We start from the raw sequence: 14,234 nt of genomic DNA, 5'->3' as shown, positions 1-14,234 counted from the left end.
ACCTCCATTTCGTTCGACCCGACGTCGGCGCCGAAACCGCGCAGCGCCCCGCCGGATATGCCCACACGGGCCGCACGGAATCCTCACAATCGGCACTGTTGTCGACATATAATTTTTCGCAACAATTGAGCAGAAAGCGCTGCTTTCGATCCGACTGAACACCCTTCCACCGCGCCCGCCACCATGTCATCCCGCTCGTCCAGCCCGGCGCAGCTTCGCTCCACGCCGGATCTCGCTGACGCACATATTCTTGTCGTCGACGATCGCCCGAACGACCTGCGGCTCCTGACCGAAATCCTGCGTGCCGCGCGATGCCGGATCAGCGTCGCGTTCGACGGACTGCAGGCGTATCACCGCGCCCAGGCGATCGCGCCCGACCTGATCCTGATGGACGTCCGCATGCCGCGCATGGACGGTTTCGCTGCATGCCGGCTGCTGGCGTCGACACCGTCGACGCAGTCCATCCCCGTCATCATCCTGACGGCCGCGGGCGATCTCGAGGATCGCATCGCGGGGCTCGAAACCGGCGCGATCGACTACATCGTCAAGCCGTTCGAGCCGATCGAAGTGCTGGCCCGGATCCGCAACCACCTGAAGCGCGCGCGGCGCAGCCAGCCGTTCGCGCACCTGCCCGAGATGCCCGCCAACCCGGATGCGGCCCTCGTACGCGCGGCGGCCGAAGTCCTGCTGCGCGACCTGCGCTATCCGCCGGCGCTCGAGGAACTCGCCCGGCAGGTCGGCACGCACGAAAAGCGGCTGTCGCGCGTGTTCCGCGACCAGCTTGGCCAGACCGTGTTCGAGTACCTGCGCGACACGCGCCTGCGCGCCGCGATGCACTTCCTCGCGGAGACATCGATGGGAATCGGCGACATCGCCGAGGAAATCGGCTTTTCCACGCCCGGCAATTTCGCGACGGCGTTCCGCGAACGCTTCGGCATCACGCCGTCCGACTGGCGGCGCCAGCGCCATGCGATCAACGCGCCGCTCACGCCCGGCGGGCATCATCCCGATGCGTAGTCGCGGCGCGGCGTGGGCAGCCGGATGGCGCGCGGTGCTGCTGCTTCTGATGGCACTGGCCGTCACCTGCGCGACGGCCCGCGCGGCCCCGGCGCCGAATCCCGCGCAACTGGACGCCGTGTCGGTGTTCGAGGACGCGAGCACGACGATGACAGCCGAGCAGGTCGCCGCGCGCATCGCCGAGCCGGGGCGAGACGCGGCTGCGGCCGGCGCATCGACGTTCAACGTCGAGTTCTCGCGGTCGGCATGGTGGGTCCGCGCGACGCTGGTCAACCGTGACAGCGCCGCACGCCCGCTGGTACTGGTAATTCGCGACGCACGCGTCGACCATGCCGACTTCTACGTCGGCCAGAACGGCCGGTGGACGCTCGACAGCCGTTTCCCGGCCACCGGCGCGGGCGGCGATGCCACCGCGCCGCCCGCGCGCTACCCGGCACTCGACGTCACGCTGCCCGCCGGCGAAAGCCTCCCCGTGCTGATCCGCGTCACGTCACGCAAGGAAATGCGGCTCGCGCCGGCGGCATTCACCCGTGCGGCCTGGGATGCGCTGGAACGGCGCGCGACGATGTGGGACTTCGGTTTCTTCGGCGGGCTGCTCGCTCTCGCGTGGTGCGCGCTGCTGATCGGGTTCTTTTCGCGCAGCGGCGTGTTCCACGTCCTGGCCGCGCTGGCGCTGGGTACGACGCTGTTCGAAGCGGCATACCGCGGCTATACGGCAATGGCGTTGCCGCCCGCGCTGCGCGAATGGTCGGCGCGCGGCGAGGTGATCTTCGCGTACGTGGCTGTCGCCTGCTTCATCGCCTTCATCCTGATGGTCGCCCGGCGCGAGCAGGCGAGGCTGCCGTTGCGCGCGATCTACATGGCGTTCCTCGCGCTCGAATGCATCGGCATGGCGGGCGCCGCAGGCGGCGACCTGCTGACCTTCACGTGGTTTTGCCTGCGGTTGAACGCGGTGCTGGGGATCGTCAACATCAGCCTCGCGCTGCTGCTCGCGATCCGCCGGACGCCGACCGGCCGCGTGATGCTGATCGCGATCGCGATCGCCACCTTCAACATGCTGATCCGCGTGCTCGACGGCATGAACGCGCTGCCGCCGGTACTGTTCTGGCTCAAGTCCGACATCTACCCGAACCCGGTCATCGCGATCGTCGGGCTTGCCACGCACCTGCTGGTGCTGGCCGCGTGGATCCACCACGTGGGCCGCCAGCGCATCGAGGCGCGCAAGCGGCTCGAACACTGGCAGCTCACCGAACAGGATCGCCTGCGCGACGAAGTCGCGAGACGCACGGTCGCGCTCAACGACGCGTTGCAACAGGTGACGACCCACATGCAGCAGAAGATCGAGACGCTCGGCTATGTCAGTCACGACCTGCGCGCGCCGCTGTCCACGATCAACGGCTATGCGAAGCTGCTGCTGCAGAGCGCGACGCACAGCCAGGCGCGGCTGATCCGGTCGATCGACCGCAGCATCCGCTACCAGCTCACGCTGATCGACGAACTGCTCGCGTTCACGAAGGCCGAGCTGCAGCCGCTCGGCGTGACGCCCGACACGACCGACCTGCCCGGCCTGCTCGACGATCTCGGCCACTACGCGCTCGCGCTGTGTGCGCAGCAGGACAACCGGTTCGTCTACCGGCCGGCCACGCCGCTGCCGCGCACGGTGTCGATCGACGGGATGCGGCTGCAGCAGGTGCTGCTGAACCTGCTGTCCAACGCGTCGAAGTTCACGCGCGACGGCACCGTCACGCTGTCGGTGCATGCGGCGCGCGAAGGCGATGCGTGGCGCCTGCTGTTCGAGGTCGCCGATACGGGTATCGGGATCGACATCAGCGGCACCCGCGACATCTTCCGCGCGTACCAGCAGGTGCAGGCCGTGAACGGCGGAACCGGGCTCGGCCTGTTCATCGCACAGCGCATCGTCGGCGCCATGGGCGGCGAACTGGCGGTCGCCAGCCAGCCGGGCGTCGGCACGGCGTTCTCGTTCGCGATCGTCGCGCCGGCCGTCGGGCATGCACTCGTGCCCGCGTCGGAGCTCGTCCGGCGGCTTCATCCGGGCGACGATACCGGGCCGGAACGCGCCGCGCCCGCGATGGACGGCCCGCCCGACGACGCGCTCGACGAACTGATCCGGCTCGCCCGCGACGGGCGGCTCACCGATATCGAGCAATGGCTCGGCCAGGTTGCGGATGCGCCGGATTACGAAGCCTTCGCGCAGCACGTGCGCGAACACCTCGAGGCACTGGACCTGCCCGCGATCGAGAAGCTGGCCGGCTCGGTGAAACGCGCACGCGTCGCGGATGCGTCATTCGATGCCGAGACAGGCTCAGCCGGCGCGGCCTGACGGCGCAGCGCCGCTCGCGCGTTTCAACCCGAGTCCGCTATCGCTGCCGATCGGCCCGTTCGACGACGCGGGCGAGACGAATGATGTCGGTCAACCCGAATTCGCCCGCCTCCGGGCGCGGGCGGCCATGCTCGTCGGCCACGCGCATCGCGAACGCCAGCGCTTCCGAGCGCTCGCGCAGCAGCACGCGCAGCGCATCGGCCACGATCCGGCAGTCGCGCGCATCGCCCAGGTCGAGCAGCGGCCGGCGGCCGGGCTCGACGGCCAGCGTACCGGCACCGCTCGCCGTCACGTCATTGCGCGTCATGCCGTTCTCCTCGCGGAATCATGATCGGCCGCCCTGCAGCCGCCGCATCGTTGCAACCCGCGCCGCATGTTCCTCCGGTGATGCCCGCCGCGCGGGCGCGCTGTCGCGCGCCGGTTGCCGCGTACCCAGCCCCGTGCCGCCGGTGCGCCGCCGCGCGGCATGCCGTTCAATCACCCGCTGCAGCACGCAGAACACGCACAGCAGCACGCCGATCACGATCCGCGTCCACCACGAACTCAACGTGCCGTCGAACGTGATCAGCACCTGGATCGTGCCGAGGATGGCGACACCGAACACCGAGCCCACGACATAGCCCACGCCGCCCGTCAGCAACGTGCCGCCGATCACGGTCGCGGCGATCGCGTCGAGCTCCATCCCCTGCGCCTGCAATCCGTAGCCCGACAGCACGTACAGCGTGAACACCACGCCGCCGAGCGCCGAACAGAAGCCGCTCAACGCATACACGCCGATCTTCGTACGCGCGACCGGCAGCCCCATCAGCAGCGCCGAGCGCTCGTTGCCGCCGATCGCATACACGTTGCGGCCGAAACGCGTGAAATGCGCGACGTAGAGCGCGACGGCCAGCGTCGCGAGCGCGATCAGTGCGCCCGCGCTCAGCATCCCGCCACCGACCGGCACGCTGACGCCCGCGATCGCATGGAACGTCGGTTCGTTGATCGTGATCGACTGCGTCGTGATCAGGAAGCACGCGCCGCGCGCGAGAAACATCCCGGCGAGCGTGACGATGAACGGCTGCAAACGGAAGTAATGGATCAGCGCGCCCATCGCCGCGCCGTACAGCGCGCCGAACGTCAGCACGAGCGGCACGATCACCCACACGGGCCAGTGCAGCCGCTCGGCGCCGACTGCGCACAATATGGTTGTTAGCGCAACCACCGAGCCAACCGACAGGTCGATGCCGCCCGACACGATCACGAACGTCATCCCGATCGCGACGATCAGCAGGAACGCGTTGTCGACGAGCAGCCCGGTCAGCACCTGCATCGAGAAAAATCCCGTGTACATCACGGACCCGAAACCGAACAGCGCGGCGAACAGCACGATCGTCACGACGATCGGCAGCGTGCGCGGGTCGGCGAGCCGGCCAAGGAATCGGGTCATCGGTGCGTCGCTCCGGAGGTGGCGCGCGAACGCGCGGAAGGCAGCAGCCGCGACGCATGCCGGACGACGAGCGCGCGCGCCGCCTCCGACTGGATCAGCGTCACGACGATCACGACGACCGCCTTGACGACGAGCGTCGCCTCCGGCGGCACGCCGATCGAATAGGTCGTGTAGGTGAGCGTCTGGATGATCAGCGCGCCGAGCACGGAACCGGCGAGGCTGAAGCGGCCGCCGAGCAGCGACGTGCCGCCGAGCGTCACGGCGAGGATCGCGTCGAGCTCGAGCAGCAGCCCCGCGTTGTTGCCGTCGGCGCTGCGCACGTTCGAGCTCGCGAGGATGCCGGCGAGCGCCGACAGCACGCCCGAGCCCAGATACACGCCGAACACGACCGCGCCCGAGCGCAGCCCGACGAGCCGCGTCGCGACCGGGTTCACGCCGATCGCGCGGATGAACAGCCCGAGCGCCGTGCGGTTCACCAGCAGCGCGGCCGCGGCGATCGTCGCGAGGGCGATCCACACCGCGCACGGGACAGCCGCGAGATAGCCGCCGCCGAGCGCGAGGTAGCCCGGCGCGCCGATCGGGATGATCTGGCCGCCCGTCAGCAGTTGCGCGACGCCGCGCCCGGCCACCATCAGGATCAGCGTCGCGATGATCGGCTGCATCCCGACGAACGCGACGAGCAGGCCATTCCATGCGCCGGCCAGCAACCCGACGCCGAGCGCGGCCGCGAGTGCCGTGCCGACCCGCGACGGGTCCGCATCGAGCACGATCGCCGCGGCCGCGCCTGCAATCGCGACGATCGCACCAACCGAGATGTCGATCCCGCGCGTTGCGATCACGAGCGTCATCCCGAGCGACACGATCACGAGCGGCGCTGCGCGGTTCAGGATATCGATCGGCGCGCCGAACAGATGACCGTCGAGCAGCGCGATCGACAGGAAGCCCGGACGATGCGCGACGTCGAGCGCGAACAGCAGCGCGAGCGTCAGCGCCGGCCACGCGAGCGGATGGCGAAACAGCGTGCGCAGCCGCGTCATGACTGGCCTCCCGCGATCAGCCGGTACACCTGCTCCTCGGATGCGTCGGCGCCGGTCAGTTCGGCGACCTTGCGCCGGTCGCGCAGCACCGCGATCCGGTGGCTGACGCGCACGACCTCGCCGATCTCCGACGAGATGAACAGGATCGCGAGCCCGGTCGCGCACAGCGCGAGCACGCGCTCCATGATGTCGAACTTCGCGGCGACGTCGATGCCGCGCGTCGGCTCGTCGAGAATCAGCAACTTCGGATCCGTCGCGAGCCAGCGCGCGAGCAGCACCTTCTGCTGGTTGCCGCCCGACAGCAGCCCGATCGGCTGCTCGGCGTCGCGCGCCTTGATGCCGAGCCGCACGAGGTACGTATCGGCGATCTCGCGCTGGCGCGCGCGCCCGATCAGCCGCCACCAGCCGCGTCGCGCCTGCAGCGCGAGGATGATGTTCTCGCGGATCGACAGCGCGGCGACGATGCCCTCCTTCTTGCGATCCTCCGGGCAGTACGCGATACCGTGGCGGACCGCATCGTGCGGCGAGGCGAGCCGCCTGCGCGCGCCGTCGATCTCGATCGCGCCGATGTCCGGCCGCTCGGCGGCGAATGCCAGCTGCGCGGTCTCCGTGCGCCCCGAGCCGAGCAGCCCGGCCAGCCCGACAATTTCGCCCGGGTGCACGTCGAGATCGAGCGCGTTCATCATCCCGCGCCGCCCGACCTGCTGCATCGACAGGAACGGCACGGCGTCGCCGGCCGTACGCTCGACCGCCGCCGCACCGGCCTGCAGCGTGTCGGACATCCGTTCGCGGCCGGTCATCTTCGCGACCAGCGCATCGACCGGCAGGTCGCGCGCCCGATACTCGCCTTCGCGCTCGCCGTTGCGCATCACGGTGATCCGGTCGGACACCGCGTAGGTCTGCTCGAGAAAGTGCGTGACGAACAGGATCGCGATGCCCGACGCCTTCAGCCGGCGCAGCACGTCGAACAGCCGCACGACTTCGCCGTCGTCGAGGCTCGATGTCGGCTCGTCGAGAATCAGCACGCGCGCGTCGACGGACACCGCGCGCGCAATCGCGACCATCTGCTGCACGGCGATCGGATAGGCATCGAGCGAGCGCGTGACGTCGAGCGTCAGGTCCAGTTCGGCCAGCGCCGCGCGCGAGCGCGCATGGATCGCGTTCCAGTCGATCGCGCCTCGGCGCATCGGCTGCCGGCCCGCGAAGATATTCTCGGCGACCGACAGGTTCGCGCACAGGTTCACTTCCTGGTAGAGCGTCTGAATGCCGGCCGCCTCGGCCTCGCGCGGCGCGGCGAAGCACACCGGCCGGCCGCCGACGCGAATCTCGCCCGCGTCGTGCGCATGCACGCCGGTGAGCACGTTGATCAGCGTCGACTTGCCCGCGCCGTTCTGGCCCATCAGTGTGTGGATCTCGCCCGGAAACAGCCGGAAGTTCACGCGCTGCAGCGCGCTGACGCCCGGAAACGACTTGTCGATGCCGATCATCTCGACCACCGGCGGACTCTCCATGCATCCTCCCTCGAAGCGGTTGCCATCGTCCGGGCGGCCGCGGCGCGGCGGCCCGTGCCGGATCTGCCGGACCGGTCAGTACTTGCGGGTCGGCATCACCTGCGCCGCGACGCTCATCGGGAACACGGTCTCGTTCGTCACGATGCGCTTGGGCAGCGGCTTGCCGGCGACGACGTCCTTCACGGCGCTCATCAGTTGCGAGCCGAGCAGCGGGCTGCATTCGACATCGACGTTGATCTTGCCGGCGACCATCGCCTGGAAGCCGCCCTTCGTCGCGTCGAACGACACGACGCTCACGTCCTTGCCGGGCTTGATCCCCGCTTCCTCCATCGCCTGGATCGCGCCGAGCGCCATGTCGTCGTTGTGTGCGTAGACGACGTTGATCTGCTTGCCGTAGGTCTTCGCGAACGCTTCCATCACCTGCTTGCCGCCGGCGAGCGTGAAGTCGCCGCTTTGCGACGCGATCACCTTGAATTTCGGATTGCTCCTGATCACTTCGAGCAGGCCCGCGCGGCGATCGTTGGCCGGTGCCGAACCGACCGTGCCCTGCAGCTCGACGATGTTGACCGGGCCGGCATCGTTCCTGTAGTGCTCTTCCATCCAGTGACCCGCGCGCCGCCCTTCCTCGAGGAAGTCCGAGCCGATCATCGTCACGTACAGCGACGGATCCTTCACGTCGACTGCGCGGTCGGTCAGGATCACCGGGATGTGCGCGGCCTTCGCTTCGGTCAGCACCGGCTCCCAGCCCGACTCGACGACCGGCGAGAACGCGATCACGTCGACCTTCTGCGCGATGAACGAGCGGATCGCACGGATCTGGTTCTCCTGCTTCTGCTGCGCATCGGAAAACTTCAGGTTGATGCCGGCGTCCTTCGCCGCGCCCTTCACCGACACGGTGTTCGCGGTGCGCCACGCACTCTCCGCGCCGACCTGCGAGAACCCGAGCGTGATCGGCCTCTGCTGCGCGAACGCGCCCGGCGCCCATACCGTCGCCGCGGCGACGAGCGCACCGGCCGCCAGCTTCCTGATGAATGTCATGGTTCGTCTCCGATGATGTCGTTGTCTGCCGCGGCGCTGTTCTGTTTCTGCGTGGCGCTGGCGCGGATCGGGGCTGCGCCGGCCGGCGCGTGCGGCCGGCCCGGTCTGCCTGCCCCGCATCAGTCTAGGAACAAGCCCGATAACCTTCCAATGAAATATTGGATTGAAGCGATATCGGAATCGGCATACGTATAAACACCTAAACGCGCGAAGGCCGGCGCATGCGGGAATGCGCCGGCCCGTCGGGTTTCAGCGGACGGAGGGGAAGTGATCGTTCTGCGCCGGATCGAAGCGGCGGACGATGCGTCGCCGTGAAACGGCTTCCGTCAACTCAGCGCATCACCCCCCTGGCGCGCAGTTCGCGGCCAACGCGCACGATTTCGCGCTCGCCTTCCGCCAGCGCGGCGGCGCTCGTATGCACCGAGTAGGCACCCAGATGCAGATCGTGCGGATGCGGAATCGCCGTACCGACCACGAAGCGCGCGTCGGTCACGGCCTCGAATTCGATCCCCGCGTCGGACGAGTCGAACACGGCCAGTTCGCCCTGGCCGACCGGATCCGGCGTACGCAGGCTGCCGTCCATCACCGCCGTCCAGCCGACCCGATACCCGTGCGGCGGCCGGCAGATCCAGCGCTCGCCTGCCTTCAGCTGGACGACGACATAGTTGATGCCCGGCGGTGCATCGATCGGGCTGACCGCGTCGCCATGACGGCCGAGCAGCACGCGCGCCGGGCCGTCGGTCGGGATGTCGTCGATCGACAAGTGCTGGCTGAACGCCGGCGCCAGCTCGCGCCCCGGCGGCAACGCAACCCACAACTGGAACGCCTTGACCGGCGGCACCACGGAACCCGTATGCCAGACGCCGCGCCCCGCGCTCATCCATTCGATGTCGCCGGGTGCCATCGCGCCTTCATGGCCGGTGGATTCCGCATAGGTGCCGTGCCCGTCGATCGCGAGCGTCAGCGTCGCGATGCCCGAATGCGGGTGCCAGCCGAAGGACGGCTGCCCGATCGGCGCCTGCGTGTCGATCAGGTCGAGAAAGACGAACGGCTTGATGATCTCGCCGACATCGGACGGGCTGACCATCCGGACGACCGGCCCGTGCGCGTGGCCATGCGTGCGAAGCACGATACGGCGGCAGGCGCCGATGGTCCCCGGACCAGATTCGAGGGCATGCAACATGGTGGTTCTCCTGTGACCGGCATCCGGCCCGGTGCGTCAGGCTGCGAGGGCCGCTACCGCTTCCTTCGCCGATGCAATGGCGTCGCTGCGCTTGTCCGGCCCCATCGCGACGCCTTCCGCACGAATGAACGTGATGTCCGTGACGCCGATAAAGCCGAGCACATCTTTCAGATAGGTTTCCTGATGATCGAGCGATGCCACCGGCGCCCCTGCGCTGTACACGCCGCCGCGCGACGATGCGATGACCAGCTTCTTGGCGCCGCACAGTCCGACCGCCCCGTTCTCGCCGTAGCGGAACGTCTTGCCGGCCACCAGGATGCGGTCGATCCACGCCCTCAGTTGCGACGCGATGCCGAAGTTGTACATCGGCGCGCCGACGACCACGATGTCGGCCGCGAGGAATGCGTCGAGCGCGTGCTGGCCGATCTCGACGTCGGCCTTCAGCGCGTCGTCAACCGGCGCGCCTTGCGCGGCGGCGAGGTGACCGGCCGTCAGATGGCCGATCGGCGTCGCGGCGAGGTCGAGTCGCGTCACCGTGAGGCCGGGATCGCGAGCACGCAAGGTCGCGACGATATCCGCCGACAGTTCGCGGCTGACCGAGCCTTGGCCGAGGATGCTGGAATCGATATGCAGCAGTTTCATGAGGAATCTCCGAACGGGATGACGCGATTACTGCTTGAGGGCTTCGGCCGTGATGAGCAACTTCGTCTTCATCCGGAAGCCGTACTGCTTGCCGTAGTCGAGGCCGAAGTCGCTGCGGTCGAATTCGCCGACGGCGTCGACGCCGCACACTTCACGCTTGAGCATCGGGTGCGGCATGCAATTGAATGAGTCGATCTTCAGCGTCACCGGCTTCGTGACGCCATGCAGCGTCAGGTTGCCGACCACCGATACCGGCTTGTCGCCGTCGAACTTGATCGTGCCCTTGTAGTTCGCCTGCGGAAACTTCGCCGCGTCGAAGAACTCGGCCGTCTGCAGGTGCTCGTCGAGCTTCGCGCTGCCCGTGCGGATCGACGTGATGTCGGTCGTCACGTCGACCGTGCCCGTCTTCGCCGCGCGGTCGAGCGTCACGGTGCCGCCCGACTTGTCGAACTTGCCGCGCCAGACCGACAGGCCGCCCATGTGGTCGGCTTCAAAGCTCGGGTACGTGTGGCTCGGATCGAGCTGGTACGTCGATGCGGCCGCGAATGCGGAAAGCGACAGCGATGCAGCGAGCGCGCCAATCGCGATCGTCAGATGCTTCTTCAATTCAATCTCCTTGAGACTTCAGGGGGTTCGTCTGTAGCGTGAGGCCAGTATGGAGATGGAAGCTGCTTTACACTAGACGGATAAATAGGATTTGATTAATCCATTTTTGGAGGAATCCGATGCTCGATCTGAATGATCTCGCGCTGTTCGTCCAGGTCGTCCGGGCCGGCAGTTTCTCGGAGGCCGCGCGGCGCCTGCGCATGCCGGCCAATACGCTGAGCCGGCGCATCGACCAGCTCGAGGGGCATATCGGCACGCGCCTGCTGCACCGCTCGACCCGCAAGCTCGCACCGAGCACCGAAGGCCAGGCGCTATTCGAGCGCTATGCGCCGGCGCTCGACCGGATCTTCGAGATCGAGCGGCAGCATGCGCACGGGCAGGAACCATCCGGCACCGTGCGCGTGGCGGCAATGGCCGGCCTGTTCGAATTTTTCCAGTTCGAATGGCTGGCCGAGTTCTATGCGCGCTATCCGCAAATCAGCATCGACTTCCTGCTCGACGACACGCCGTCCGACCTGATCGGCGAGCGCATCGACCTCGCGCTGCGCATCGGCATCGAGACGGGCGGCAGCTTTCGCGTGCGCCGGATCGCGCCGGGTACGATGATCCTCGCCGCCAGCCCCGCTTATCTGAAACGGTGCGCCGCGCCGCGCACGCCGCGCGAACTGGCCGGTCACGATTGCCTGACGGTGTCCAGCCGCCAGGGGCGCAGCATGTGGCGCCTGCAGGGGCCGCGCGGCACGCAGGAAATCTCGATCGACGGCCGTTTCTCGGTCAACGACATGCGCGTGGTCGTGCAGGCGTGCATCGCCGGGCTCGGCATCGCGCTGGTGCCGCAACTGATCGCCGAACCGGCGATCGAGCAAGGCAAGCTGGTGCGCGTGCTGCCGTCCTATCGGCGATCGAGCCCTGGCCTCGGGCTGCAGCTCGTCTATACGAGCCGCCCGCCTCTGCCGCCGGCGGTCACGGTCGTCGCCGAGTTTCTGCTGGAGAAGCTCGGTCAAGGGATACCGGGGTACCCGGAGCCCGCGGCCGACCGATAACGTTTCGTTGTCGCGGCGAACGGAATTTCTTGTTGGACGCGGAATTTCGGCGCACGAACACTGCGGGGCATCGCGTCGGGTACCGACTGACGCCAATGCAAGGGCGCGGAGCCCCATCGCAGGAGACAGCCATGCCGGCAGCAGGAAGATCCGTCAACGTCCGGGAATTCATCGACGCGCGCGCAGTCAGCCCGTTTCAGTGGCTCGTGGGGCTGCTCACGTTCGTCGTGATCTCGCTGGACGGCTGGGATACCGTCATCATCGGCTTCGTCGTGCCGGAACTCATCAAGGAATGGGGCGTCACGAAGAGCGCACTGGCGCCGGTGCTCAGCGCCGCGTTGTTCGGTCTGGCGGCCGGCGCGCTGTTGGGCGGCCCGATCGCCGACCGGTTCGGACGCAAGCGCGTGCTGGTCGCGAGCGTGCTGATCATCGGCGTCGGCACGCTGGCCACCGCGCATGCGACGTCGCTCGCGACGATGCTGCCGATCCGCTTCGTCACCGGGCTCGGCCTCGGCGCCGTGATGCCGAACGTCGTGACGCTGTGGTCCGAGTACGTGCCGGAGCGCCGGCGCTCGTTTCTCGTGACGGTCGTGTACAGCGGGTTCACGGTCGGCGCCGCGCTGTGCGGGTTCATCGCGGCATGGATCATCCCGAGCTACGGGTGGCGCACGATGCTGACCGTGGGCGGTGCGCTGGCCGTCGCATGCGTGCCGCTTCTCATGCTGTGGCTGCCTGAATCAGTCGCATTCCTGACGGTTCAGAACAAGCGTCCCGAACTGATCGCGAAGATCCTTTCCGCAATCGGCCGCACACCCGTGCCCGCCGACACGCGATTCTTCCTGCCCGCGCAACCGAAGGTGAAAGGCGGCGCGATCGGCACGATCCTGTCGACACGCTATATCGCAGGCACGGTCCTGATCTGGCTGTGCTACTTCGTCGGGCTGTTCGTCCTTTACCTGCTGTACAACTGGCTGCCGACGATGGCGAAAGACGCCGGCTATACGAGCGCACAGGGCGCGATCATGGTCGGCTTCCTGAACTGGGGCGGCACGCTGGGCTCGGTCGCGATCGGCTGGCTGATGGATCGCTTCGACCGCTACCGGGTGATCGCCGCGAGTTTTTGCCTGGCGGCACTGTCGCTGTGGGCCGTGCACGGGATGCAGTCGACGTTCGGGGCGCTGCAGGTTCTCGCGTTTGCGTGGGGATGGTTCATTCCCGGCACGAATACCGGCATGAACGCGCTGACCGCGCGCTTCTACCCGACCGTCGCGCGCTCGACCGGATTGAGCTGGATGCATGCGTTCGGACGGCTGGGCGCGATCGGCAGCGCGTTTGCCGGTGCGGCCCTCCTGAGCGCGGGGCTGGGCCTCGGCCAGATTCTTCCGATCATGGCCGTCGCGCCGCTGGCCGGTGCGGTGGCCGTGCTCGTGATCGCGACGCTCGTGAAGCGCTGGGCGCTGGCCGATGAGTCGGCGGGCGCGGCCGTGACTTCCGCGGCGGAGGTTTCCGCGAATACGTAACGACAGCCGTCGCGGCAACCCTCAGATCCGGCAAGTCGCCACCGGCCTGTCGGTCTCCCGGGCACTCTCCGCGGTCAACGCGGGGAGAATGGCTTGTGCCCCGTTGCCTTCAACGCGATATTCACATCGTCGCGCGTGTTGACGATACGGCCTTCCACCTTGCAATCCGATTGCACCGGCTTCGCACCGGCTGCAAATCCCACGCCGCCGAGATCGGTTGCGACCCATTGCGCGCTGCGCTTGTCCAGCGCGAACTTCATGATCTCGGCCTGGTCATCCGTCATCTCCAGGCTGCCGCCCTTATCCGTCAATGCCACGCATGCGAAGGCGGCATCTCGATCCTCGATCAGATCGACCACGAAATAGTGGTAATCCTTCAGGTCCGGTTCGCGGTCGTTCAGCCGGTGAACGGCAGCCAGTATAGGGGCGCGGTCAGGGTCGCGCTTGTCCAGATCGCGGGCATACGTCACGTTGGCGACGGTCGCGACGAGGATCCATGCGCATGCACTGAGCTTGGATAGCGTCATCATCGAGAATCGAGAAAAACAAGTAACCGGGATCGCCCCGCCATCGAGCGGCAGTGCGAACGTCTCGCGGGACATCGCAACACCCTGCCTCGGGCGACAGTACCTCTGGCGAGTCGATGCTGCCGTTATCCGGCACCAGCGCCCGTTGATAGTGATCGTCTGTTGCGTCATGGCCGATCGGGAGACGCTACGCTACCACCAAAGACGGCGGCAGATGGCTTTTGTTCATCTCGTGCGCGTTGCCCCGGTTTCCACCCGACGTTGCCAACGATCGCAGATGTTGATGAGCATCGAAACGATGGGCAGCCACCGTTCCTTCCGTGTCGTTTACAACCGGGTT

At 67.6% G+C, this 14,234-nt stretch carries 13 protein-coding genes; 4 read left to right on the top strand and 9 right to left on the bottom strand.

Annotated features, from left to right (window positions below):
- The first annotated feature begins 183 nt into the window (after nucleotides 1–183).
- Both OHZ10_RS38425 and OHZ10_RS38420 read left to right on the top strand, forming a co-directional pair.
- Nucleotides 184–1,017: a response regulator transcription factor gene (locus OHZ10_RS38425; protein ID WP_059241346.1), complete on the top strand. Its 834-nt coding sequence runs from the start codon at nucleotides 184–186 to the stop codon at nucleotides 1,015–1,017.
- Nucleotides 1,010–3,358: an ATP-binding protein gene (locus tag OHZ10_RS38420; RefSeq protein ID WP_342706266.1), complete on the top strand. Its 2,349-nt coding sequence runs from the start codon at nucleotides 1,010–1,012 to the stop codon at nucleotides 3,356–3,358. Before OHZ10_RS38425 ends, OHZ10_RS38420 begins: the two co-directional genes overlap by 8 nt.
- 37 nt (nucleotides 3,359–3,395) lie before the next feature.
- Here the strand turns inward: OHZ10_RS38420 and OHZ10_RS38415 are convergent, their stop codons facing one another.
- The 8 genes from OHZ10_RS38415 to OHZ10_RS38380 form a co-directional block, all read right to left on the bottom strand.
- Complete coding sequence (locus OHZ10_RS38415) at nucleotides 3,396–3,665, bottom strand: hypothetical protein (RefSeq protein ID WP_174992332.1); 270 nt, start codon at nucleotides 3,663–3,665, stop codon at nucleotides 3,396–3,398.
- A gap of 18 nt (nucleotides 3,666–3,683) precedes the next feature.
- Nucleotides 3,684–4,787 (bottom strand): galactofuranose ABC transporter, permease protein YjfF, encoded by a 1,104-nt coding sequence (yjfF, locus tag OHZ10_RS38410; RefSeq protein WP_342706265.1) that lies wholly within the window; start codon nucleotides 4,785–4,787, stop codon nucleotides 3,684–3,686.
- Nucleotides 4,784–5,824, bottom strand: coding sequence for an ABC transporter permease (locus tag OHZ10_RS38405; RefSeq protein ID WP_059241342.1), 1,041 nt, complete (start codon nucleotides 5,822–5,824; stop codon nucleotides 4,784–4,786). Before OHZ10_RS38405 ends, yjfF begins: the two co-directional genes overlap by 4 nt.
- The gene (locus tag OHZ10_RS38400) at nucleotides 5,821–7,335 is read right to left on the bottom strand and encodes a sugar ABC transporter ATP-binding protein (protein ID WP_342706264.1); all 1,515 of its coding nucleotides are present in this window, start codon (nucleotides 7,333–7,335) and stop codon (nucleotides 5,821–5,823) included. Before OHZ10_RS38400 ends, OHZ10_RS38405 begins: the two co-directional genes overlap by 4 nt.
- A gap of 75 nt (nucleotides 7,336–7,410) precedes the next feature.
- Nucleotides 7,411–8,373 (bottom strand): ABC transporter substrate-binding protein, encoded by a 963-nt coding sequence (locus OHZ10_RS38395; RefSeq protein WP_342706263.1) that lies wholly within the window; start codon nucleotides 8,371–8,373, stop codon nucleotides 7,411–7,413.
- 331 nt (nucleotides 8,374–8,704) lie between these two features.
- Nucleotides 8,705–9,556 carry a pirin family protein gene (locus tag OHZ10_RS38390; RefSeq protein ID WP_256087751.1) on the bottom strand — a complete coding sequence of 284 codons (852 nt, stop codon included), beginning with the start codon at nucleotides 9,554–9,556 and terminating at the stop codon, nucleotides 8,705–8,707.
- Nucleotides 9,557–9,592: 36 nt separating this feature from the next.
- Nucleotides 9,593–10,198, bottom strand: coding sequence for an FMN-dependent NADH-azoreductase (locus tag OHZ10_RS38385; protein WP_059241338.1), 606 nt, complete (start codon nucleotides 10,196–10,198; stop codon nucleotides 9,593–9,595).
- A 27-nt stretch (nucleotides 10,199–10,225) separates the two neighbouring features.
- Entirely contained in the window at nucleotides 10,226–10,804 is a 579-nt protein-coding gene (locus OHZ10_RS38380; RefSeq protein WP_059241337.1) for a YceI family protein, read from the bottom strand.
- A gap of 119 nt (nucleotides 10,805–10,923) precedes the next feature.
- Here OHZ10_RS38380 and OHZ10_RS38375 point away from each other — a divergent pair, with 119 nt between their 5' ends.
- A complete protein-coding gene (locus OHZ10_RS38375) occupies nucleotides 10,924–11,847 on the top strand; it encodes a LysR family transcriptional regulator (protein WP_342706262.1) in 924 nt (307 codons plus the stop codon).
- Between the two features lie 131 nt (nucleotides 11,848–11,978).
- Complete coding sequence (locus tag OHZ10_RS38370; protein WP_340625899.1) at nucleotides 11,979–13,367, top strand: MFS transporter; 1,389 nt, start codon at nucleotides 11,979–11,981, stop codon at nucleotides 13,365–13,367.
- A gap of 74 nt (nucleotides 13,368–13,441) precedes the next feature.
- Here OHZ10_RS38370 and OHZ10_RS38365 read toward each other — a convergent pair whose 3' ends face one another.
- Entirely contained in the window at nucleotides 13,442–13,969 is a 528-nt protein-coding gene (locus tag OHZ10_RS38365; protein ID WP_342706261.1) for a hypothetical protein, read from the bottom strand.
- Between the last annotated feature and the right edge of the window lie 265 nt (nucleotides 13,970–14,234).

The organism is Burkholderia arboris (genome assembly GCF_038723655.1).
Taxonomy (GTDB): domain Bacteria; phylum Pseudomonadota; class Gammaproteobacteria; order Burkholderiales; family Burkholderiaceae; genus Burkholderia; species Burkholderia arboris.
This window is presented reverse-complemented; position numbering and strand designations above follow the sequence as displayed.